The organism is Streptomyces sp. NPDC088147 (genome assembly GCF_044741565.1).
Lineage (GTDB): Bacteria > Actinomycetota > Actinomycetes > Streptomycetales > Streptomycetaceae > Streptomyces.
This window is the reverse complement of record NZ_JBIUSY010000009.1, coordinates 1-23,560: the sequence shown is the minus strand read 5'-3', so window position 1 is coordinate 23,560 and position 23,560 is coordinate 1. Positions and strand designations below refer to the sequence as shown.

General features: G+C 69.1%; 20 protein-coding genes. 15 read left to right on the top strand and 5 right to left on the bottom strand.

Features of this window, described 5'->3' with window-relative positions; translation table 11 throughout:
- Positions 1-135: 135 nt before the first annotated feature.
- From ACIOGX_RS28980 to ACIOGX_RS28960, 5 genes are all read left to right on the top strand, one after another.
- A complete protein-coding gene (locus ACIOGX_RS28980) occupies positions 136-624 on the top strand; it encodes a hypothetical protein (protein WP_401917597.1) in 489 nt (162 codons plus the stop codon).
- A 7-nt stretch (positions 625-631) separates the two neighbouring features.
- The gene (locus ACIOGX_RS28975) at positions 632-2,284 is read left to right on the top strand and encodes a hypothetical protein (protein ID WP_401917595.1); all 1,653 of its coding nucleotides are present in this window, start codon (positions 632-634) and stop codon (positions 2,282-2,284) included.
- Positions 2,285-2,309: 25 nt separating this feature from the next.
- Positions 2,310-3,620 (top strand): S8 family serine peptidase, encoded by a 1,311-nt coding sequence (locus ACIOGX_RS28970; protein WP_401917593.1) that lies wholly within the window; start codon positions 2,310-2,312, stop codon positions 3,618-3,620.
- Between the two features lie 119 nt (positions 3,621-3,739).
- A complete protein-coding gene (locus ACIOGX_RS28965; RefSeq protein ID WP_356511539.1) occupies positions 3,740-4,099 on the top strand; it encodes a WXG100 family type VII secretion target in 360 nt (119 codons plus the stop codon).
- A gap of 64 nt (positions 4,100-4,163) precedes the next feature.
- Positions 4,164-4,463 (top strand): WXG100 family type VII secretion target, encoded by a 300-nt coding sequence (locus ACIOGX_RS28960; RefSeq protein ID WP_129772126.1) that lies wholly within the window; start codon positions 4,164-4,166, stop codon positions 4,461-4,463.
- A 173-nt stretch (positions 4,464-4,636) separates the two neighbouring features.
- Here the strand turns inward: ACIOGX_RS28960 and ACIOGX_RS28955 are convergent, their stop codons facing one another.
- Complete coding sequence (locus ACIOGX_RS28955; RefSeq protein ID WP_401917591.1) at positions 4,637-5,143, bottom strand: DinB family protein; 507 nt, start codon at positions 5,141-5,143, stop codon at positions 4,637-4,639.
- Positions 5,144-5,239: 96 nt separating this feature from the next.
- Positions 5,240-5,923, bottom strand: a complete 684-nt coding sequence (locus ACIOGX_RS28950; protein WP_401917589.1) for a class I SAM-dependent methyltransferase — start codon at positions 5,921-5,923, stop codon at positions 5,240-5,242.
- A gap of 134 nt (positions 5,924-6,057) precedes the next feature.
- Between ACIOGX_RS28950 and ACIOGX_RS28945 the strand changes: the two genes are divergently transcribed.
- Positions 6,058-6,636: a helix-turn-helix domain-containing protein gene (locus tag ACIOGX_RS28945; protein WP_401917587.1), complete on the top strand. Its 579-nt coding sequence runs from the start codon at positions 6,058-6,060 to the stop codon at positions 6,634-6,636.
- A gap of 234 nt (positions 6,637-6,870) precedes the next feature.
- Here ACIOGX_RS28945 and eccCa read toward each other — a convergent pair whose 3' ends face one another.
- Entirely contained in the window at positions 6,871-10,848 is a 3,978-nt protein-coding gene (gene eccCa / locus ACIOGX_RS28940) for a type VII secretion protein EccCa (protein ID WP_401917585.1), read from the bottom strand.
- Positions 10,849-11,182: 334 nt separating this feature from the next.
- Here eccCa and eccD point away from each other — a divergent pair, with 334 nt between their 5' ends.
- From eccD to ACIOGX_RS28910, 6 genes are all read left to right on the top strand, one after another.
- Positions 11,183-12,691, top strand: coding sequence for a type VII secretion integral membrane protein EccD (eccD, locus tag ACIOGX_RS28935; protein WP_401917583.1), 1,509 nt, complete (start codon positions 11,183-11,185; stop codon positions 12,689-12,691).
- Positions 12,692-12,845: 154 nt separating this feature from the next.
- Entirely contained in the window at positions 12,846-13,136 is a 291-nt protein-coding gene (gene rpsO / locus ACIOGX_RS28930; protein ID WP_030351649.1) for a 30S ribosomal protein S15, read from the top strand.
- 366 nt (positions 13,137-13,502) lie between these two features.
- The gene (locus ACIOGX_RS28925) at positions 13,503-15,728 is read left to right on the top strand and encodes a polyribonucleotide nucleotidyltransferase (protein WP_356511551.1); all 2,226 of its coding nucleotides are present in this window, start codon (positions 13,503-13,505) and stop codon (positions 15,726-15,728) included.
- Entirely contained in the window at positions 15,725-17,101 is a 1,377-nt protein-coding gene (locus tag ACIOGX_RS28920) for a pitrilysin family protein (RefSeq protein ID WP_356511553.1), read from the top strand. The genes ACIOGX_RS28925 and ACIOGX_RS28920 overlap by 4 nt, the downstream gene beginning before the upstream one ends.
- A gap of 35 nt (positions 17,102-17,136) precedes the next feature.
- Complete coding sequence (gene dapB, locus ACIOGX_RS28915; RefSeq protein WP_129772119.1) at positions 17,137-17,889, top strand: 4-hydroxy-tetrahydrodipicolinate reductase; 753 nt, start codon at positions 17,137-17,139, stop codon at positions 17,887-17,889.
- 4 nt (positions 17,890-17,893) lie between these two features.
- Positions 17,894-18,346, top strand: coding sequence for a tetratricopeptide repeat protein (locus ACIOGX_RS28910; RefSeq protein WP_356511557.1), 453 nt, complete (start codon positions 17,894-17,896; stop codon positions 18,344-18,346).
- Between the two features lie 117 nt (positions 18,347-18,463).
- Here the strand turns inward: ACIOGX_RS28910 and ACIOGX_RS28905 are convergent, their stop codons facing one another.
- Complete coding sequence (locus ACIOGX_RS28905; RefSeq protein WP_356511559.1) at positions 18,464-19,009, bottom strand: hypothetical protein; 546 nt, start codon at positions 19,007-19,009, stop codon at positions 18,464-18,466.
- 94 nt (positions 19,010-19,103) lie between these two features.
- Entirely contained in the window at positions 19,104-19,343 is a 240-nt protein-coding gene (locus ACIOGX_RS28900; RefSeq protein ID WP_356511561.1) for a hypothetical protein, read from the bottom strand.
- 203 nt (positions 19,344-19,546) lie between these two features.
- On the opposite strand from ACIOGX_RS28900, the gene thyX reads away from it, so the two are divergent.
- From thyX to ACIOGX_RS28885, 3 genes are all read left to right on the top strand, one after another.
- Complete coding sequence (gene thyX / locus ACIOGX_RS28895) at positions 19,547-20,284, top strand: FAD-dependent thymidylate synthase (RefSeq protein WP_356511563.1); 738 nt, start codon at positions 19,547-19,549, stop codon at positions 20,282-20,284.
- A gap of 199 nt (positions 20,285-20,483) precedes the next feature.
- Positions 20,484-21,383, top strand: coding sequence for a 4-hydroxy-tetrahydrodipicolinate synthase (gene dapA, locus ACIOGX_RS28890; RefSeq protein ID WP_356511565.1), 900 nt, complete (start codon positions 20,484-20,486; stop codon positions 21,381-21,383).
- 162 nt (positions 21,384-21,545) lie between these two features.
- Positions 21,546-23,231 (top strand): ribonuclease J, encoded by a 1,686-nt coding sequence (locus ACIOGX_RS28885; RefSeq protein ID WP_356511567.1) that lies wholly within the window; start codon positions 21,546-21,548, stop codon positions 23,229-23,231.
- Positions 23,232-23,560 lie beyond the last annotated feature (329 nt).

Sequence of the window (23,560 nt, the reverse complement as noted above, 5' to 3'; positions counted from 1 at the left end):
GGGGAAGTCACATGATGGATAAGGCACTTGGGGCTGTCAGAGCCAGTAGATAGAGTGGCTTTCATGTGATCAGTGATGTTCACGCCACCGCGATCACGATGTGCGGGGAGTGAGCAAACGGGGAGGTACGGCATCGTGCTCGATGCAAGTGGTGGTGGCGGGGGCGGAACCAGCGCCGGCAGCGACCTGGAGAAGGGCGTCGGAGCGCTGAAGCGCTTCCAGACGCGTGTGAACGCGCTGCTGACAGATCTTGAGAACGGCGCGGCCGGCAACAAGAAGGTGGCCGCACACCGGATTTCGAGGAGTTCCTTCAGCGGTGGCAACCTGCCGTTCGCGGAGGCGGACGGGTTCTTCACTCAGTACAACCGTGTCCATGCGGAGCTCGTCAAGCTCTCCAAGTCCCTCGGCGATCAGATCGAGATGCTGAGCATCGGGGTGCACGCGGCGGAGGTCGGCTTCAACAACGTGGAAGAAGACCTTCGGCAGCGCTTCCACACGATCCAGACTCGGCTTGACAACGAGATTGCGGCGCGGGAGAAGCGGGACTCGACGCACGGGGACAAGAACGCTGAATCTGGGCAGCCGCGTGGCGACGCCGAGACCGTCACGAAGGACATGGGGTGAATAGCTGATGAGTGGCGAGGAGCAGCCAGAACTGACCCCCGAGCAGCAGCAGGCACAGGACTCGGCGCTGATCCAGGGCAAGTTCACCGCGACCGATGCCTTCGAGCAGGTCTCGGCGATGATGGAAGGCCTCGGGTTCGGTGGCAGTGGCCCGGGTGGGTTCTACGGCAAGACGAGCTTCGAAGGCGCTCAGCTCAACGCGATGCTCGACTTGGTCGAGGCATCGAACCCGTCGGATCTCGAGGAGGCGGGCCGAGCGCTCGTCGCGGCCAAGGACGCCCTCAACAAGGCCGCTGAAGAACTCAACAACTACGTCTTGTCCGTCGAGTGGAAGGGCGATTCCGGCACCGAGTTCCGCAGGTTCGGGGGAGAACTCGCGAAGCACGCCTGGGCCCTGGGCACATTCGCCAACGCGGCGGGCACGCAGATGAAGGTCGCGAGCACGGGCCTGACCTCGGTGCGCAACTCGGCGCCCCCGCGTGACGGCCGGGCGGTCCCGAAGAAGGTCGAGGACTTCCCTCTGCCGGAGCGCACGGACGACAATCCTGAGTACGTCAAGGCCGTGAAGGTGGAGAAGGACCGCCAGGAGGCCATCAACCAGATGAACCGCCTGGCCTCGTTCTACGCGGTCTCGGAGGAGTCTTTGGCCGGGCAGGAGCCGCCGAAGTTCCCCGGGATGCTGAATGCGGCCGTGCCGCGGCCACGTGGCCAGATTGGCACGGGAGAGGCCTCCGGCGGGACTGGGACGGAAGCCGGGGCACAGGGCACCACCGTGCAACAGCCGCCGTCGAGCCGTGCGGATCTCGGGAACGGAAGCAGCGGACCTCGGGCTGAGGCCATCGGTACCGTCACGCCCCTTCCGGTTGCGGACACGTCGATGCGGATCGACAGCGTCACGGCACCTCCGGCTCCCACCACGGCCCCCAGCGGCACGCCGGTTACCTCTCCCGCTGGGCCGCCAAGCCCCAGCGGTGGTCCCGTCCCTCCGGTGGCGCCCGGATTGGTCAACCCCGTGCGGGGCGGTACGTCACGAACGTCGGGCCCGAGCGGAGCACCCAGAGCGGGCGGTCCGCCTCTGGGGAAGGTGGCACACACGGGCGCTACAGGAGACCGCTCTCCGGCTGCCGGGCGTCCCGGAGTGACGGGCGGTGGTCCCCCGACGGGGCGCGCCGGCGCCCCCGGCCAGACACCCACAGTCGGTAGACCGGGAACGGCAGGTCAGCCTGGTGCGGGCCGTACGAGCGGCATCGTGGGCGGTACGCCTCAGCAGCGCTCCACCTCAGGTTCCTCGGGCTCGCGCATTCCGCGTGGAACTGTCATCGGAAGCGGTGGGACATCGGCGGGGCGTCCTCCTGCCGGGCGAGTGGGCCAGCCCGGGGTCATCGGTGCGAACCCGAACGGCACGCCCCGGCCCGGAGGCCGTGGCACGGCTAGTTCGAACGGCGTGGTGGGCACTCCGCGCGGCAGTGTTGCCGGTTCACGTTCCGGCACAGGCGGTTTCACTCAAGGCGGCTCCGGACTCGTGCGCGGTTCCGGTCGGAACCGGCCCAGGGACGAAGAGCAGGAGCGCACTGGATCAGAGCGTCCTGACTATCTGACGGAAGACGAAGAGACGTGGGCGGCTCGACGGCGCGGTGCCGTGCCGCCGGTCATCGAATAGGCACAGGGAAGGTGCGGAAGTCAGGATGACGGCAGGAATGAGCCAGGCCCGGAAGCGCGGAGCGCCTCGTGTATTGCGGCGTGGGCTGCTCCGCGCGCTGGCCGTGGTCGGCGCGTGCACCCTGGGCATCGCCAGTATGGCTCCGGCCGCCGTTGCTGCGGACGGTGTGCAGTCGAAGCAGTGGTACCTGGACGCGATGAACGCCGAGGAAATTTGGAAGTCTGCCACTGGTAAAGGCATCAAGGTCGCTGTCATCGATACCGGAGTTAATCCATCCACACCTTCTCTGACAGGACAGGTACTCAAGGGTTTCGACGCCACGGGCACCGCTGGCGAAGCCACGGACGACTACAGCGGTCATGGGACCACCATGGCCGAACTGATCGCAGGTACGGGGAAGAGCGGAGGAATCCGAGGTCTGGCCCCCGATGCGAAGATCATCCCGATGCGCATTACCGATACAGAGATGCAGAACAATCAGTCGGTCAATGCCTTCGACGCGGAAGATGCCATCCGGGCCGCGGCGGACAGTGACGCGCAGATCATCAGTATGTCCTTCTCAAGTGACTTTTCCGCTCCGAAAGAGAGGGAGGCGGTGAAGTACGCTGAAAGCAAAGGGAAATTGTTCTTCGCGGGGGTGGGGAACAACGCCCAGAAGGGCAACAAGAAACAGTTCCCCGCAAGCTATCCGCAAGTTGTCGGCGTCGCCGCGACTGGTCCGGACGGTCGCGTAGCCGACTACTCCCAGCATGGAGATTCTGTCGACATCGCCGCCCCCGGTAACGACATTCCGCGCTGGTGCGACGAGAATTTCACCAAGTACTGTGACGGCGACGGCGGAACCAGCGCGGCCACCGCGATCGCCTCCGCCTCCGCCGCCTTGATCTGGTCCGCCAATCCTGACTGGACGGCGAACCAGGTCCTCCGCGTCATGCTCGAGTCCGCCGGCCGAGGCGAGGACTGGAAAGCGGGCACGGTCAGCAACTATGTCGGCCACGGTGTCGTGCGCCCCGGCGCCCACATCAACCGTGGAGTGGGCAAGCCCGGCGACCCGAACCTCAACCCTCTGACCAACGAACGGACGCCGGGCTCTCCCGGCGCGCCCGGCTCGTCCGAGTCTTCGGCCTCCTCCGAGCCTTCCGGATCGGCTTCGGCACCGGCCTCGGGGGCTTCGAACGCCCCGGGCGACGGGGAAGGGGACAAGGCCGTCACCGCAGGCGCCAGCAAGAGCACAGAGGACGACAGCCAGTTGGGCCTGATCCTCGGTGGGGCCGCGGTAGTGGTGGTCCTCGCGGGTGGAGCCTTCTTCTTCCTCCGCAAGCGCCGCGCCGCCTGACCGTATGACCCGCACGTACCTCACCACACCGCCCCGGCCCCGGCATCCACCCGCCGTCGAGGCTCACGCACGGCCCGGGGAGACACACACCCACCGGGATCTTCGAGAAAGGAAGACCAATGGCAGTCCAGAAGGTCAATGGCGTAGCCCTCAAGTCGCTGCAAGGCGAGCTCACCAACAGCTTTGACGACGTCAAGGGGCAGCTGCACGCGCTGCAAGCGACGATCGACAGCCTCGAAGGCGCCTGGCGTGGTATCGGCGCCGGCGCGTTCAACGCGAAGCAGACGCAGATCAACAACAACATGGTGGGCATCGGCAAGCTGCTGCTCAAGTTCCAGGAAGCGATCGAGGCCGCTCGTACGATCTCCGGCAACACTGAGGACGAGGTCGAGGCGGCCATGAAGGGCATCGACGTGGTCGACGGCTACTCCGGCGACGCCACCGCGACGGCTCAGACGTCGAACCTCAGCAAGTTCTGATACCGGATGGCCGTCCCGCGAATGCGGCCATCGCACCACACCCAGGCAGTAGTTGGAGGACACCATGGCATATGACGACGGCACGATGATCGTCACTTACGCTTCGCTCGAGGCCGCCGCCGGCGACATCAAGAAGCAGGCGGACAAGCTCGACCAGAGCCTCAAGGCCATCCAGGCGAAGATTCGTTCCGTGTCCGAGCTCTGGGAGGGCGAGGCCCGGGAGGCGTACAACGTCGCCCAGGCCGACTGGGACCGCAGGGCCACCGAGATCCACAGCAACCTTCTGAAGATCTCGTCCGCGGTCCGCGAGGCAGCTCCCGCCTACCAGAGTGGCGACAAGCGGTCCGCCGCGAACTTCCAGTAGGCACAACGGCGGAAGCCGTCACAGGTCAGGGTGGGCACGCACGGGAGGTGCCCACCCTTCCTTGTGTCCGACGGCAACCTCACCGGACCCAACCGGCCACCTGAGGTCGCCCCGTGCGCCGCGCCCCGTGCCCCATGTGCCGCGCCCCGTGCCCCGTGCGCCGGTACCCGGCGTCAGCGGCCGGTAGAACCGTCGATCTGCTCGCGAAGAATGTCGGCGTGGCCGGCATGTCGGCCGGTCTCCTCGATCATGTGCACCAGGACCCATCGCATCGACGGCGCCGGCCCCCGATGCGGCGGACGCGGGGCGGGAAGGGCCAGATCGGGGCAGGCGTCGATGACCTGGTTCGCTCGCTCGACGGTCTCGCGGTAGTCGGCCAGCACGCCGTCGACGGTGTCCTCCGCGGACGGCCGCATGGTCGCACGCCACTGGCCGGCATCCTCACCGAGGAAGTAGAACCGTTCGACGAACGCCAGATGTTTGAGCAGCCCTAGAAGGCTGGTGCCCGAGGGCACTCCGCCGGTCCGGACCTGCGGTTCCGGCGCGCCCTCGACCTTGGCCGCGACCGCGTTCCGCAGATAGTCGAGGAAGCCCCGCAGGGTGGCCTTCTCGTCGGCGCCGGTCCTCGGAGGGCCGGTGTCCTGCGCCCGTGTCCGGGATCGCCGCGCATCTCCTGGCATCGAATCTCTCCATTCCGACGTGACCATTCCGGACGTGACGTCGTGTGGCTCAGGCGGTCAACCGACGGTTGTCCGGTCAACCGACGGTTTGTCCGGTCATCCGGCGGTGCGTTGGACGAGCAGGACGTTGTCGATGACGGTGGCGGTCTCATCGGCGGGTCCGGTGGCCCGGCGGCGGGGCATGTCGGCGCGCAGCACGGACCAGTGCGCGGGGTCGAGATCGAGCCCGGCGGCGACCTCGGTGGGTGTGGGGTAGTGGAGATCGGGGTCCTGGTTCCACGACCAGGGCGCGGTGGAGCCGTGGTCGACGATCAGCAGGAGACCGCCGGGCCGCAGGGCCCGTGCGGCCCTGCGCAGGACTTGGCCGCGGAGCAGCGGGAACGGCGTGTGGAAGTACTGGGCGGAGACGAGATCGAACTGGTCGGCCGGGAAGCTGTCGGCCAGATCGTGCTGTTCGGTGGCGACCCGGTCCGCGACGCCGAGATCGTCGGCACGTCCCCGTATCCGTTCGAGAGCGGTGGCGGAGATGTCCACGGCGGTGACGTACCAGCCCTGTTGCGCGAGCCAGATGGTGTCGCCGCCGGCGCCGCAGCCCAGATCCAGGGCCGTGCCGGGGCGCAGCGGTGCGGCGGTCTCGGCGAGCAGCGGGTTGACGCGTGTGTCCCAGGCGCGCCGGGTGCGGTAGTGCCGCTCCCAGAACTGCTCGGCGTCCTCGCTGGGCGCGCCCCGGCCGCCCGCGTCGTCGTCGGCGGCGGGTGGCTGTGGCCGGGTGGAGTCCATCTGAGTCGCCCCTTCGTCGGCCGGCGCGCCGAGCGTGATCCGCTACGGCCCCTCGGGCGCCGGTGATGTACCGACAGCATCGCCACCGCCGCTTCGCAGTTGCAAGAAAAGTTGCGGATCCGCATCATCGGGCCATGGACGACCGCGAGGAAGACGTTCTGGCCGGAGTCGGACCGCGTCTGCGTGCCCTGCGCCGGGCGCGGAGCGCCACGCTGGCGGCGCTGGCCGATGAAACCGGTCTCACGGCGAGCACTCTGTCCCGTCTCGAGAACGGCAAGCTCCGCCCCACGCTGGAGCAGCTACTGCCCCTGGCCAGTGCGTACGACGTCCCGCTCGACGATCTCGTCGCGGCGCCACCCACCGGCGACCCGCGCGTCCACCTGCGGCCGGTGCGGCGATCCGGGCTGGTGATGGTGCCACTGACCAGGCGGGCCGGCGGTATCCAGGCCTACAAGGTGATCTATCCGCCCGCCGGCCGGGCATCCACGCTGAAACTGCGGACCCACGAGGGATACGAGTGGTTCTACGTCCTCGACGGACAGGTCAGGTTCGTGCTCGGCGAGGAGGAGTTCCGGCTCGGCGTCGGCGAGGCCGCGGAGTTCGACACCCGCGTACCGCACTGGATCGGCAGCGCCGACGGCCGGCCCGCGGAGCTGCTCGCCCTGTTCAGCGCGCAGGGAGAGCGCGCACATCTGGCACCGTCCGGGCACTGAGCCGGCCGATCGGTCGGGGGAGGGGGAGGAGGAGGCGGAGGGAGGAGGTGTTCGCCGTCGGCGTCCCGCGCGTACGGCTGCCCGCGCCGGCACGTGCCTGTCGTCATCGCCCCCGGGCGGACGCGCGTACCGGCCGTACGCACGTCCGCACCGAAGCTCCACGCCCGCGTCCCCCCGCGTCCCCCTGTATCTCCCCGCGTCCCTCGCGTCCCTCCGCGTCCCCCGCCCCGATCGTCAGCCGTGTGCCTCCGGCATCAGGCCCGTCTGCACCAGCGGGTTCCCGCGGCGGCGCGAGACGAAGATGCCCCGGCCTACCGGCATCGGACGCATCCTCACGTTGCCGAGCACCTCACCTTCCTGCGGGTCGCCGGAGAGCAGTACGCCCTGTGCGCCGAGTTCCGTCATCCGTTGCAGGAACGGCTCGTACGCGGCCCTGCTCGCGCCCGCCGCGTTGCGGGCGATGATGAAGCGGACGCCCACGTCGCGCGAGAAGGGCAGCAGCTCCGTCAGCTTCCCCAGGGGGTTGCCGCTCGACGTCGAGACCAGGTCGTAGTCGTCGACGAGCACATACACGTCCGGGCCGCGCCACCAGCTGCGGTCCCGCAGCTGCTGCGCCGTGACATCCGCCGACGGCGTACGGCGCCGCATCAGGTCGACCAGGGCGTCCACGTGGTGCTCCATGTTGTTGGACATGGGGACGTACTCCGCCAGGTGCGTGGCCGGGGTGGCGTCCAGCAGCGCGCGCCGGTTGTCGATCACGAAGAGCTTGCACGAGTCGCCGTCGTACCGCTCGGTCAGCTGCTTGATGAGCAGCCGCAGCATGTTGGTCTTGCCGGCCTCGCTCTCGCCGAACACCAGGAAGAACGGGTCCTGTTCGAAGTTGACGAAGACCGGCTCCAGGTTGTTCTCGTCGATACCGAAGGCGACCCCGCGCTCCGGGTGGGCGAAGCCCGCCGGGAGGTCCGCCATCGGCAGTTCGCGCGGCAGCAGCCGTACGGCGGGAGCGCCCGGCGCCGTCCAGTGCCGGGACACCTCCTGGTTCATCGCGGCCGTGGCCTCGGACAGATCGCTGTCGGAGTTGATCCCGTCGATCCTCGGGACCGCCGCCATGAAGTGCAGCTTCTCCGGGGTCAGCCCGCGCCCCGGCACCCCCGAGGGGACATTGACCGCGGACTTGCGGTCCAGCTCGGAGTCCATGGTGTCGCCGAGCCGCAGCTCCAGGCGGTTCATCAGATGGTCCTTGAGGTTGGCCCGGACCTCCATCGAGCGCGAGGCCGTGAGGATCACATGGATGCCGTAGCCGAGCCCGCGCGCCGCGATGTCGAGGACGGCCTGCTCCAGGCCCTCGTAGTCCGAACGGAAGTTGCCCCAGCCGTCGATGACCAGGAACACGTCACCCCACGGCTGGTCCGTCGGCGAGATGTCGCCGCGCGCCCGCAGCCTGCGGTACGTGGCGATGGAGTCGATGCCCGCGCCGCGGAAGTACTCCTCGCGCCGCGACAGGATCCCGTACACCTCGGCGACGGCGCGCCGCACCCGCTCGGGGTCCAGGCGTGACGCGACGCCGCCGACATGCGGCAGGCCCGCGATCGACGACATACCGCCGCCACCGAAGTCGAGACCGTAGAACTGGACCTCCTGCGGCGTGTGGGTCAGCGCGAACGCCGAGATGATCGTCCGCAGCAGCGTCGACTTGCCCGACTGGGGGCCACCGACGATCTGCATATGGCCCGCGGCCCCGGAGAAGTCCCGGTAGAGCGTGTCGCGGCGCTGCTCGTACGGCTTGTCGACCACACCGAGCGGTACGACGAGACGGCCCGCGCCCTCGAACCCGGGCTGCGTCAGCCCGCGTCCCTCCACCCCCGCGAGTCCCGGAAGCAGTTCGTCGAGCGCCGGCGGGTTGTCCAGCGGGGGCAGCCACACCTGGTGCGCCTCCGCGCCCCGCCCCTCCAGCCGTCGCACGATCACATCGAGTACGGAGTCGGCCAGCGCGTCGTCCTCGCTCGTACGCGCCTCGGGCACGTCGGGCCGGGTGGTGCTCGGCTCGACGTACCGTACGGGCACCGGAGCCGCCGTGAACGCCACGGGCCTGCGGTCCACCGGGAGCGGTCCGCCGGGGGCCGTCGCCCGCTGCTGGTTCGTGCGGTACACACCGGAGACGTAGGCGGCCTTGAACCGCACCATCTCGTCCGTACCGAACTTCAGATACCCGGAGCCGGGCACATTGGGCAGCTGGTACGCGTCGGGCACGCCCAGCGCCGCGCGGGACTCGGCCGCGGAGAACGTCCGCAGACCGATCCGGTACGACAGATAGGTCTCCAGACCGCGCAGCCGGCCCTCCTCCAACCGCTGCGAGGCCAGCAGCAGATGGACGCCCAGCGACCGCCCGATGCGCCCGATCTGCACGAACATCTCGATGAAGTCCGGCATGGCGGTGAGCAGTTCGCTGAACTCGTCGATGACCAGTACGAGGGAGGGGATGGGCTGGAGGGGCGCGCCCGCGGCCCGCGCCTTCTCGTAGTCGTGGATGTTCGCGTAGTTGCCCGCGTCGCGCAGCATCTCCTGCCGGCGGTTGAGCTCACCGCGGATGGAGTCGCCCATGCGGTCCACCAACGTCAGATCGTCCGCGAGGTTGGTGATCACCGCGGCGACATGCGGCATCTGCGACATCCCGGCGAAGGTCGCGCCGCCCTTGAAGTCCGCGAGGACGAAGTTGAGGGTCTCCGAGGAGTGCGTGACGGCCAGGCCCAGTACGAGCGTACGCAGCAGCTCGGACTTGCCGGAGCCGGTCGCGCCCACACACAGACCGTGCGGACCCATGCCCTCCTGCGCGGCCTCCTTCAGGTCCAGCATCACCGGGGTGCCGTCCTCGCCGACACCGATCGGGACCCGCAGCCGCTCCGCCTGGGAGCGCGGGCGCCAGGTGCGGGTGACGTCGACGGAGGCCGCGTCGCCCAGATTCAGCAGATCGGTGAAGTCGAGGTTGGCGAGCAGCGGTTCGTCGTCGTCGCCGCCCGAGGCGACGGCGAGCGGCGCCAGCTGGCGGGCGAGCGCCTCGGCGCCCTCGGCGCTCAGCTGGTCGGGCGCGCCGTCGTACACCAGGCCGTGCCCGGACTCCAGTTGCAGCGAGTCGGGGTGGACGACCACGGACAGTCCGCCGCGCGCGCCGGTGACCTCGCCCGGGACGACCTCGATGACCGTCACGCCCTGGAGGCCCTCCGCCGCGGCGAGCGCCGACATGGCGGGTACCGACTGGCCGTCGAGTACGACGACGATGTGCGGCTGGTCGAGCAGCGGCTGACCGCCGGGCTGGAAGCGCGGACGGCCCTCCAGGCGGCTCCCCAGCAGCTCTTCCAGCTCCCGCGCGTCGGTGGTGATCAGCCGCCGGCTGCCCGCGCCGTCCGTGCTGCCCGGGACCTGCACATGCGGCAGCCACTTCGTCCACTCCCACCGCGGGGCCGCCTCGCGCCCGGCGGCGACGGCGATGACCAGATCGTCGGGGGAGTGCAGCGCGGCGAGCGAGCAGACCACCGCGCGGGCCGTGGAGCGTACGCACTCCGGCTCCCCACTGACCGTCAGGTGGTAGAAGGCGCGCAGCGAGACGGCCATCGGCAGCCCGCCCAGCGTGCTGTGCGCGGTCAGGAACTGCTGCATCGCGCCCGCGGTGAGCGGCTCCAGATCGTCCACCGGCGCCGTCTCGGGCGCGATGAGCGGGGTCGCGAGCTGCTGGTTGCCCAGACCGATGCGCACCTGCCCGAAGTCGACGTCGCCCACCCGGCGTTCCCACACCCGGCTGCCCTCGGCGACCAGCGCCCACAGCTGCTCAGGCGACGGATGGAGGTAGTACTGCGCGTCACGCTGGAGGCGCGCGGTGCGCAGTACCGTGCGCCGTGTCTGCGTCAGGTACTTGAGATAGTCGCGCCGCATGTCGGCGAGCTGGCCCTGGGTGCCCCGGCGGTAGCGGACCAGCATCGCGATGGCCATGGCGACCGTCGACGCGATCATCACCATGCCCATGATCCGCATGATCGGGTTCGGGGTCATGAAGAAGAAGACGACCGAACCGCCCATGCCCAGCATCGGCAGCAGCTGCATCAGCGCGCCCTCCTGCTGTCCTCGCGGCAGCTCGGGCGGAGGTTGCACTTGCACCTGCTCGCCGGGTACTTCGGCAGGCAGGACCCGTGGTGGGCGCTTGACGACGATCTGGCTCACAGCTCACCAATTCCCTTGCCGGACGGAATGTTTCCTATCGGCGCCCCCGTGGCGACGGGTTCCATCCGCGGGGAGGGATCCTACTTGCGTGGCGGAAGGAGGCATGGCGGTAGGGTGGCGCGACGCGTTTGCGCACCCGTGAACTACTGCAAAAAACAGGGTGATTCGGGTCGTAGTGCAAGGCCCGGTATCAGCACGCGGCCCACGATCCACACGATCCACGCACAGGACCCGCCCACGCACACGATCCGCGCACGGTCTCCGCGCATCGGATCCACGTACCCGGTCCACGCGCACGATGCATCAGAACCACAAGGGGGAACAGCAGGTGAGTATGACGGCCCAGACGGCCCGAGCGGCTGCCGCAGGAACCGGTCACCCCGGTCCCGTGGCTCCGGCCGGCGGCGGGACCGGCTTCTGCCGGATCACGGTCGTCGCGCCGGACGGCCGCGTCGATGTGGCACTGCCCGAGGACATCCCCATCGCCGATCTCTACCCGGAGATCCTCAGGCTGTCGGGACAGAGCCCCGCGGAGGGCGCCCCCGTCGGGTACCACCTGGTACGCAGGGACGGCACCGTACTCGACAGCGCGCGCTCCCTGGCGGCCCAGCGCATCCTCGACGGCGAACTGCTCTCGATGCGGCCCTTCGCCGAGTCCCTGCCGCCGGCGGTCTTCGACGACGTCTCGGACGCCGTCGCCTCCGCCGTCGCCCGCGACAGCACGCTCTGGACCGACGGCCTGATGCGCGGCGCCGGGCTCTTCGGCGGCTCGGTCCTGCTGGTCCTGCTCTCCTTCGTCCTGTGGACCGCCGACCCCCGGCACGACATGCACGGCCTGCCCGGCATCCTGGCCGCCGTCACGGCCGTCCTGCTGCTCGCGCTCGCCGGCGTACGCGCCCGGATCTACGACGACCGGGGCTCGTCCATCGCCCTCGGCATCGGATCACTGGCCAACGCCGCCGTCGCCGGCTCCGGACTGCTGTCGCTCGCGCAGGGCCAGGGCACCGGCAGGCTGCAGTTCCTGCTCGCCTGCGGCGCCGTGCTCGTCGCCGCGGTGATCCTGATGATCGTCACTCCGAGCGGGGACGGCGCGTTCGTCGCGTTCGTGTTCGCCGCCGCCGTCGGTCTGCTGGTGACCTTCGTCGCGATCCTGACCGACATGGGCCCCGCCGAGACCGCCGCCGTCTGCGCCCCGCTCGCCGTGGGAACCCTGGCGTTCCTGCCCGGCCTCTCCACCCGCTTCGCCCGGCTCCCCATCGGCTTCGAGCCGCCCCGTTCGTCCGTCGGCGACTACGGCACCGACCCGGTCCCCCAGGGCCCGGTCGACGCCGAGCGCATCGCGGCCCAGGCCCGGCGCGGTCATGAACTGCTGGTCGGCCTGGTCGGCGGCTGCGCGCTGGTGGCCGTGGGCGCCGCCGCGGTGCTCGGCTTCTCCGACAACGTATGGGGACAGCTGCTCGCGCTCGCCACCGGCATCGCCATGCTGATGCGCGCCCATCTCTTCCGCTACACCGCCCAGGTCGGCTGCGCCCTGGCGGCGGGCCTCGGTGCCCTGGCGCTGCTGGTGCTGGGGCTCTGCCTCAACCCGCCCACGGAGCTGATCCACGAGGCCCTGCGGGGTGACGGCACGGCGCTCGACATCCGTACGGTCTGGCTCACCACCGCGGTCGCGGCCGTCGCCGCCCTGATCACCGCCATCGGCCTGATCGTCCCGAGCAAGGGCGTGACCCCCTTCTGGGGCCGCTTCCTGGAGATCGCGGAGGCCTTCGTCCTGCTGACGCTCGTACCGCTCTGTCTGGCGGTCTTCGACGTCTACCACTCCATCCGGGCGCTGACCTCCTGACGGGGCTGGTACGCTACGTAGCGGCCGTTTGTGTACGCGTTCCGGGACCGTCCGGAGCAGCGCCCAACGGATCCCCGCCTCCCGAGTAACGGAAGCTCCCCAGAGTATTCGACCTGGGGCACTCGGTGGCCACGAAGACCCACGAGGAGTACGCGTGTCGCTCGACGCCGCTACGAAGAAGCAGATCATGACCGAGTTCGGCACCAAGGAAGGTGACACCGGCTCCCCCGAGGTCCAGGTCGCCATGCTGTCGCGCCGGATCTCGGACCTGACCGAGCACCTCAAGACCCACAAGCACGACCACCACTCCCGTCGTGGTCTGCTCATCCTGGTCGGTCAGCGCCGTCGGCTGCTGCAGTACCTGGCCAAGAAGGACATCCAGCGCTTCCGTACGCTGGTCGACCGCCTGGGCATCCGCCGCGGTGCGGCCGGCGGTGCCAAGTAAGACACCGTGAAGGGAGCGGTTCCCACTTCCAGGGGGCCGCTCCTTTCGCGTACGCGCGCACGTTCTGTCGCGCACGCGCCGGGGTACGAGTGGGCCGACCACCCCCGTACCGGGCCCACGAGCGCCCCGCCCGGGACAACCGGAATGTCATCCCGCGGCGAAGCTCAGTAATCTGGTCGCACGAGCACAACTGAAGAGGAGGAGCGAACTCCGCCGCCGCCGGTCCTCGGTAGTGGCTCCCGGATGGCGCGCGGCCCATGCCGCGGGCCCGGGTGCTTCGATCGAAGACCGGCCCGCACCAAGGAGCGCTTCTCCGCCACGTCCCCTGCCACACGGGCACCGGACGAACACGAGGAGAAAACACTAGTGGAGAACGAGACCCACTACGCCGAAGCCGTTATCGACAACGGAACCTTCGGCACCCGCACCATCCGCTTCGAGACGGGACGGCTGGCCAAGCAGGCCGCCGGTTCCGCCGTGGCCTACCTGGACGACGACACCATGGTGCTGTCGGCCACCACCGCCTCCAAGAAGCCCAAGGACCAGCTCGACTTCTTCCCCCTGACGGTGGACGTCGAGGAGCGGATGTACGCGGCCGGCAAGATCCCCGGCTCCTTCTTCCGCCGGGAGGGCCGGCCGTCCGAGGACGCGATCCTCACCTGCCGCCTGATCGACCGCCCGCTGCGCCCCTCCTTCAGGAAGGGCCTGCGCAACGAGATCCAGATCGTCGAGACGATCATGGCGCTCAACCCCGACCACCTGTACGACGTGGTCGCCATCAACGCCGCCTCCTGCTCCACGCAGCTGGCCGGCCTGCCCTTCTCCGGCCCGATCGGCGGCACCCGTGTCGCCCTGATCAAGGGCCAGTGGGTCGCCTTCCCGACCCACACCGAGCTGGAGGACGCCGTCTTCGACATGGTCGTCGCCGGCCGTGTCCTGGACGACGGCGATGTCGCGATCATGATGGTCGAGGCCGAGGCCACCGAGAAGACCATCCAGCTCGTCAAGGACGGCGCCGAGGCTCCCACCGAGGAGATCGTCGCCGCCGGTCTGGAAGCCGCGAAGCCCTTCATCAAGGCGCTGTGCAAGGCCCAGTCCGACCTCGCCGCCAAGGCCGCCAAGCCCACCGGTGAGTTCCCGGTCTTCCTCGACTACCAGGACGACGTCCTGGAGGCGCTGACCGCCGCCGTCAAGAGCGAGCTCTCCCAGGCGCTCACCATCGCCGGCAAGCAGGACCGCGAGGCCGAGCTGGACCGCGTCAAGGAGCTCGCCGCCGAGAAGCTGCTCCCGCAGTTCGAGGGCCGCGAGAAGGAGATCTCCGGTGCCTACCGCGCGCTGACCAAGTCCCTGGTCCGCGAGCGCGTCATCAAGGACAAGGTCCGCATCGACGGCCGCGGCGTCACGGACATCCGTACGCTCGCCGCCGAGGTCGAGGCCATCCCGCGCGTGCACGGCTCGGCGCTCTTCGAGCGTGGCGAGACCCAGATCCTGGGCGTCACCACTCTCAACATGCTCCGCATGGAGCAGCAGCTGGACACCCTCTCGCCGGTGACCCGCAAGCGCTACATGCACAACTACAACTTCCCGCCCTACTCCGTCGGTGAGACCGGCCGCGTCGGCTCCCCGAAGCGCCGCGAGATCGGCCACGGCGCGCTCGCCGAGCGCGCGATCGTGCCGGTGCTGCCGACGCGCGAGGAGTTCCCGTACGCGATCCGCCAGGTCTCCGAGGCGCTGGGCTCCAACGGCTCGACGTCCATGGGCTCGGTCTGCGCCTCCACCATGTCGCTGCTGAACGCCGGTGTGCCGCTCAAGGCCCCCGTCGCCGGTATCGCCATGGGCCTGATCTCGCAGGAGATCGACGGCAAGACGCACTACGTCGCCCTCACCGACATCCTCGGTGCGGAGGACGCCTACGGCGACATGGACTTCAAGGTCGCCGGTACGAAGACCTTCGTCACCGCGCTCCAGCTCGACACCAAGCTCGACGGCATCCCCGCCTCGGTCCTGGCCGCCGCGCTGAAGCAGGCCCGCGACGCCCGCCTCCACATCCTCGATGTGATGAACGAGGCCATCGACGTCCCGGACGAGATGTCCCCGAACGCCCCGCGGATCATCACCGTCAAGATCCCGGTGGACAAGATCGGTGAGGTCATCGGCCCCAAGGGCAAGATGATCAACCAGATCCAGGAGGACACCGGCGCCGACATCACGATCGAGGACGACGGCACCATCTACATCGGTGCCGCCGACGGACCGGCCGCCGAGGCCGCCCGCGCCACGATCAACGGCATCGCCAACCCGACCATGCCGGAGGTCGGCGAGCGTTACCTGGGCACGGTCGTCAAGACCACCACCTTCGGTGCGTTCGTGTCGCTGCTCCCGGGCAAGGACGGTCTGCTGCACATCTCGCAGATCCGCAAGCTCGCCGGCGGCAAGCGCGTGGAGAACGTCGAGGACGTCCTCGGCGTGGGCCAGAAGGTCCAGGTCGAGATCGCCGAGATCGACCAGCGCGGCAAGCTCTCCCTGATCCCCGTCATCGAGGGTGAAGAGGCCGGCGAGTCCGAAGAGGCGAAGGACGAAGCCGCGAAGTGACAGCCAGCTCCAGGACGACGGCCCGCACCTCCTCGGAGGCGCGGGCCGTCGCCCGTACCCAAACCCTGCTCAAGGGCGAGAACGGCATCGGTACGGTCCGCCGGACCACCCTCCCCGGCGGCCTGCGCGTCGTCACCGAAACCCTCCCGTCGGTACGCTCCGCGACCTTCGGGATCTGGGTGCAGGTCGGCTCCCGCGACGAGACCCCGGCGCTCAACGGCGCCACGCACTATCTGGAGCACCTCCTCTTCAAGGGCACGGCCCGGCGCAGCGCCCTCGACATCTCGTCCGCCATCGACGCGGTCGGCGGTGAGATGAACGCCTTCACGGCGAAGGAGTACACCTGCTACTACGCGCGGGTGCTCGACACCGATCTCCCGCTGGCCATCGACGTCGTCTGCGACATGCTCACCGGCTCGCTCATCGAGGCCGTCGACGTCGACGCCGAGCGCGGGGTGATCCTCGAAGAGATCGCCATGACCGAGGACGACCCGGGCGACTGCGTACACGACCTGTTCGCGCAGACCATGTTCGGCGACTCCCCCCTCGGCCGGCCGGTCCTCGGCACCGTCGACACCATCAACGCCCTCGACCGCGACCGGATCGCGCGCTTCTACAAGAAGCACTACGACCCGACGCGTCTCATCGTCGCCGCCGCGGGCAACATCGACCACGCCACGGTGGTACGGCAGGTCCGCAAGGCGTTCGAGAAGGCCGGCGCCCTGTCCCGTACGGACGCCACACCCGTGGCCCCCCGCGACGGCAGCCGCGCCGTGCGCACCGCGGGCCGGGTGGACCTGCTGAACCGCAAGACCGAGCAGGCCCATGTCGTCCTCGGCATGCCGGGCCTGGCGCGCACCGACGAGCGCCGCTGGGCGCTCGGCGTCCTGAACACCGCTCTCGGCGGCGGGATGAGCTCCCGGCTCTTCCAGGAGGTACGGGAGAAGCGCGGGCTCGCCTACAGCGTCTACTCGTACACCTCGGGCTTCGCCGACTGCGGCCTCTTCGGGGTCTACGCGGGCTGCCGGCCCAGCCAGGTCCACGACGTCCTGAAGATCTGCCGCGACGAGCTCGACCGGGCCGCCGAGGACGGACTCAGCGACGAGGAGATCGGCCGCGCCATCGGCCAGCTCTCCGGCTCCACCGTCCTCGGCCTGGAGGACACCGGCGCGCTGATGAACCGGATCGGCAAGAGCGAGCTGTGCTGGGGCGCCCAGATGTCCGTGGACGACATGCTGGGGCGGATATCCGCCGTCACCCCCGACGACGTACGCGCGGTCGCCCGCGATGTACTGGGACACCGTCCCTCGCTGTCCGTCATCGGACCCCTCAAGGACAAGCACGCGGACCGCCTCGACGACGTGGTCTCCTGACCGGGCCGCACCCCGACGCTGAAGGAAGCAGAGCAATGAGCAAGCTGCGCGTGGCCGTTCTCGGAGCCCGGGGCCGTATCGGCGCCGAGGCGGTACGGGCCGTCGAGGCCGCCGACGACCTGGAACTGGTCGCGGCCCTCGGCCGGGGCGACAAGCTGGAGACCCTGGTCGAGACCGGCGCCCAGGTCGCGGTGGAACTCACCACCCCGGCCTCGGTGATGGGCAACCTCGACTTCTGTGTACGCCATGGAATCCACGCGGTCGTCGGCACCACGGGCTGGACCGACGAGCGGCTCGCGCAGCTGAACACCTCGCTGGCCGCCTCCCCGGAGACGGGCGTGCTGATCGCGCCGAACTTCTCCATCGGCGCGGTTCTCACCATGAAGTTCTCCGAGACGGCGGCCCGCTACTTCGAGTCGGTCGAGATCGTCGAACTGCACCACCCGAACAAGGTCGACGCGCCCTCCGGCACCGCCGTCCGTACGGCCCAGCTGATCGCGGCGGCCCGCACGGCGGCGGGCAGCGCCCCGCAGCCCGACGCCACGGTCACGGCGCTGGACGGCGCGCGCGGCGCCGATGTCGACGGGGTGCCGGTGCACTCCGTACGGCTCCGCGGCCTCCTCGCCCACCAGGAGGTCATCCTCGGCGGCGAGGGCGAGACCCTCACCGTCCGGCACGACTCCCTGCACCACAGCAGCTTCATGCCGGGCATCCTGCTCGGTGTGCGGCGTGTGGTCTCCGCCCCCGGCCTCACCTTCGGCCTCGAACACTTCCTCGACCTGAGCTGAGCCCATGCGTGCGAAGATCACCTACTGCGTCACGGCGGCCGTCCTGGTCGTCTACTTCGTCCTGGTCGGCAGCCGGGGAGTGCTGCTGATCGAACACGGCACGGCGCTCACCGTCACCTTCGGTGTCGCCGTGCTGGTCCTGCCACTCATCGGTGTCTGGTTCCTCTGGAAGACCACCCAGTTCGTCGCCCGCGCCAACCGGCTCGCGGCGGAGCTGGACGCCGAGGGCGGCCTGCCGGTCGACACGCTCGTACGTACGGCCGGGGGCCGGATCGACCGGGACTCCGCGGACGCCGTCTTCGCCGAGCGCCGGGCCGAGACCGAGGACTCACCCGACGACTGGCGCTGCTGGTTCCGGCTGGCGGTCGCCTACCACGACGCCCGGGACACCCCCCGCGCCCGCAAAGCGATGCAGCGGGCCATCGCGCTCCGCGACGGCAAGCCCGTACGGGTCTGACCACCCCGGCCGCCCAGGGAGCGCCCGGGGAGCGCACGACAGAGCGGGGCCCGGCCTGCCACGGCCGGACCCCGCTCGTACCGCTCTTCTGTCCGTACGACTGTCCGTACGACGACGTCAGGCGCCTCGGTACTCGTCGCCCCAGGCCTCCACGGTGTCGGCGGCCCGGTCGAACGCCTCACCACGCGACAGGAAGTCCGCGTTGTGATCGGTGAGCAGCTGCATCGGCTCACCCTGCCGGCGTACGAGAACGAGCGCCTGCCCCTGTACGGTGCGCGGCAGCCCGAGCCAGCGAACCGGCTGCTGGACGGTGCGCACGGCCGTGACCTGGTCCCAGGACACGGTCTTCGTCAGCAGCAGGCCCACCCGGCGTACGCCGTGCCGGCTCACCCACGCACCCGCGCGGAGCAGGCGCAGGGCGACGGCGATCACCACCCCGGCGACCACCAGACACACCGTCGCACCGGACAGCGCGCCCGCGAACGCGATGATCATCGCCGCGAGCAGAACGAACGAGGCGAGCAGCAGAAGCAGCGCCGCCGCCACCACGCGCCAGGGGCCTGGGCGGTACGGACGCCGCCAATGATCATGATCGTCGAAGGGCAGCGCGACGTCATCGGTCGCGTCAAAAGCCCGGTCGGCCGTCAAGAAGGGCAGGGGCACGACTGATCCTCACTCACAAGCACGCTCGATTGCTGTGCCCGGTGAGGCTATCGATCCCCGGCCCGACCGGACCACCCCAGGGGGGCCGGACGAGTCAGCGGCCCTGTGACGCCTCGGACTGCTGCGTATGGCCGGCCGACTGATTCGTGTCCAGGGACGGCAGCCCGAAAAGCAGCGCGCCGGTGAACCCGGCGACGACGGTCAGCCCGATCAGCGTACGGCTGACGAGCTCGGATGTGCCGGCCCGCTGTCTGGGCGGGGGCGCGACGTTACTGCGGAAGCTGTCGGCTTCGGCGACGAATGCGAACGGGACGGCCTCTCGCCGGCGGAACATGGAGGGACTCTCCTTGCGATTCTCGTGATGGAACGCCGCTGGTGTGCCAGCTGCTACTCAGTGAGACGAACAACAGCCCCATTCGGTGCCCTAATTCCCCGAATTGACCAAGGAAGCCGAGCGAGACCGGCCCGTCCGTCGCTGTCAGTGCCGAGCCGTAGAGTGGGCGCCGCCCGTGCGATGCGAATGGAAGGACCCCGCCGGTGAGCGACACCCCCGCCGAGACCAAACCGAGCTTCCGCAGCGATGTCACCGTCGAGCTGGTCAAGCACGCCGCCGGTGACTCCGATGTGCTGTGGGCCGCGCGCGTCTCCACCGCCGGCGAGCAGTCCCTGGAAGAGCTCTCGAAGGACCCCGAGCGGTCTAAGGGACTCATCAATTTCCTGATGAGGGACCGCCACGGCAGCCCCTTCGAGCACAACTCGATGACGTTCTTCATCAGCGCCCCGATCTTCGTCTTCCGCGAGTTCATGCGGCACCGCGTGGGCTGGTCGTACAACGAGGAGTCGGGCCGTTACCGCGAGCTCCAGCCGGTCTTCTACGTGCCCGACGCGTCGCGCAAGCTCGTCCAGGAGGGCCGTCCCGGGAAGTACGTGTTCGTCGACGGCACCCGTGAGCAGCAGGAGCTGACCGCCCGCGTCATGGAGGACTCCTACGCGCGGGCGTACGAGGCCTACCAGGAGATGCTGGCGGCGGGCGTGGCCCGTGAGGTGGCCCGTTCCGTGCTGCCCGTCGGGCTCTTCTCGTCGATGTACGCCACCTGCAACGCACGCTCGCTGATGCACTTCCTCGGCCTGCGCACCCAGCACGAACAGGCCAGGACCCCGTCCTTCCCGCAGCGGGAGATCGAGATGGTCGGAGAGCGGATGGAGGAGCACTGGGCGAAGCTCATGCCCCTCACCCACGCGGCCTTCAATGCCAACGGCCGGGTCGCCCCCTAGAAGGCGCTCCGGGCCTGTCCGGGGCACAGATGTACGGTCGGCCGAGTGAAGTGTCCGGATTGCGGCGTTTCGAGAAGTTCATCTAGGCTGATCAAACGGACCCGGCACTGCTTGAACCCCCGAGCAGGCAGTGCCGGGCTCCTCTTGTCCCGTCCCCCAAAGGGACACGGTGAGCTGAGCAGCGAGTAGCGTGTTACCCATGGCTCCGATCTCCACTCCGCAGACCCCCTTCGGGCGGGTCCTCACCGCGATGGTCACGCCCTTCACGGCGGACGGCGCAATCGACCTCGACGGTGCCCAGCGGCTCGCCGTCCACCTCGTGGACGCGGGCAACGACGGCCTGGTCCTGAACGGCACCACCGGTGAGTCGCCGACCACCAGCGACGCGGAGAAAGAGCAGCTGGTACGGGCCGTCCTGGAGGCCGTGGGAGACCGGGCCCATATCGTCGCCGGCGTCGGCACCAACGACACCCGCCACAGCCTGGAACTGGCCCGCACAGCCGAACGCGCCGGAGCGCACGGACTGCTCGCGGTGACCCCGTACTACAACAAGCCGCCGCAGGAAGGCCTTTTCCGGCACTTCTCCGCCATCGCGGACGCGACAGGACTGCCGGTCATGCTCTACGACATCCCGGGCCGCAGCGGTGTCCCCATCGACACCGAGACGATCGTCCGTCTCGCCCAGCACCCGCGCATCGTCGCCAACAAGGACGCCAAGGGCGACCTCGGCCGCGCCAGCTGGGCCATCGCCCAGTCCGGCCTCGCCTGGTACTCCGGCGACGACATGCTCAACCTCCCGCTGCTCTCCGTCGGCGCGGTCGGCTTCGTCTCCGTCGTCGGCCATGTGGTCACCCCGGAGCTGCGCGAACTCCTCGACGCCCACCTCACCGGTGACGTCCACAAGGCCACCGAGATCCACCAGAAGCTGCTCCCGGTGTTCACCGGCATGTTCCGCACCCAGGGCGTCATCACCACCAAGGCCGCGCTCACGCTGCAGAAGCTGCCGGCCGGACCGCTGCGCCTCCCGCTCGTCGAGCTGTCCGACCATGAAACGGCTCAGCTCAAGATCGATCTGGCGGCCGGCGGGGTACAGCTCTAATCACAGACTTCACAACTGAATACGCGAAGACATAGCCCATCGAGACAAAACCGACACATCGGTTTCACCGGACAACGGTCCATACAGACAACAGCAAGTGCACGAATGTCATGCGCGCCACGTGCCTCTGCGGCACGTGGCGCGTGTGGTGAGGAGAGTCTTTTGAGTCATCCGCATCCTGAACTCGGCGCGCCGCCGAAGCTGCCCAAGAACGGCCTGCGTGTCACCCCGCTCGGCGGTCTGGGCGAGATCGGCCGCAACATGACGGTCTTCGAGTACAACGGCCGTCTGCTCATCGTCGACTGCGGCGTCCTCTTCCCCGAGGAGGAGCAGCCCGGCATCGACCTGATCCTGCCGGACTTCACCACCATCCGGGACCGCCTCGACGACATCGACGGGGTCGTGCTCACCCACGGCCACGAGGACCACATCGGCGGTGTCCCGTTCCTGCTCCGGCTGAAGCCGGACATCCCGCTGATCGGCTCCAAGCTGACCCTCGCGCTGATCGAGGCGAAGCTCCAGGAGCACCGCATCCGCCCGTACACCCTTGAGGTCACCGAGGGCCACCGCGAGCGCATCGGCCCGTTCGACTGCGAGTTCGTCGCGGTCAACCACTCCATCCCGGACGCCCTGGCCGTCGCCATCCGCACCCCCGCGGGAATGGCGGTCCACACCGGCGACTTCAAGATGGACCAACTCCCGCTGGACCGCAGGCTCACCGACCTGCCCACCTTCGCCAAGCTCGGCGAGGAGGGCATCGACCTGCTGCTCTCGGACTCCACCAACGCGGAGGTCCCGGGCTTCGTCCCGCCCGAGCGCGACATCTCGAACGTCCTGCGACAGGTCTTCGCGAACGCGCAGAAGCGGATCATCGTGGCGAGCTTCGCGAGCCACGTCCACCGCATCCAGCAGATCCTCGACGCGGCGCACGAGTACGGGCGCAGAGTCGCCTTCGTCGGCCGCTCGATGGTCCGCAACATGGGCATCGCCCGTGATCTGGGCTACCTCCGGGTCCCGGCCGGTCTGGTCGTCGACGTGAAGACACTCGACGATCTCCCCGACCACGAGGTCGTCCTCGTCTGCACCGGCTCCCAGGGCGAGCCGATGGCCGCGCTCTCGCGCATGGCCAACCGCGATCACCAGATCCGTATCGTCCAGGGCGACACGGTCATTCTGGCGTCGTCGCTCATCCCGGGCAACGAGAACGCGGTCTACCGCGTGATCAACGGCCTGACCCGATGGGGCGCGAACGTCATCCACAAGGGCAACGCCAAGGTCCATGTCTCGGGCCACGCCTCGGCCGGCGAGCTCCTGTACTTCTACAACATCTGCAAGCCCAAGAACCTGATGCCGGTCCACGGCGAATGGCGCCACCTGCGCGCCAACGCCGAACTGGGCGCGCTGACCGGGGTTCCCAAGGACCACATCGTCATCGCGGAGGACGGCGTGGTCGTCGACCTGGTCGACGGCAGGGCGAGAATCGTGGGCAAGGTCCAGGCCGGCTACGTCTACGTGGACGGTCTGTCGGTCGGCGATGTCACCGAGACCTCCCTCAAGGACCGCCGCATCCTCGGAGACGAGGGCATCATCTCGGTCTTCGTGGTGGTCGACTCCACCACGGGCAAGGTCGTCGGCGGCCCGCACTTCCAGGCCCGCGGCTCGGGCATCGAGGACACCGCGTTCTCCGCCGTACTGCCCAAGGTCGAAGAGGCCATCGGCAAGGCGGCCGCGGACGGCGTCGCGGAGCCGCACCAGCTCCAGCAGCTCGTGCGCCGCACGGTGGGCAAGTGGGTCTCGGACACGTACCGCAGGCGTCCGATGATCCTGCCCGTGGTGGTCGAGGTCTGACGCGTCTGACGCATCGTCCGATGCGTCACCCGGAGCGGGGGGCCTCGATTTGCTTCGAGGCCCCCCGCTCCAGTACGTTTACGGCTCCACCTCGACGGGAACCCGAGTTAATCACGTGCCCGGGACCTTCCGAATGAGGGTGGGAATCCGACTCGGATCACTCTGATAAAGTCGGACTCGCCGGAAAGGGAAACGCGAAAGCGGAAAACTGGAAGGCGGCCCCGCTCCGACGGAGAATCGGACACGAAAGAGTCTGATAGAGTCGGAAACGCAAGAACGCAAGACCGAAGGGAAAAGCCCGGAGGAAAGCCCGAGAGGGTGAGTACAAA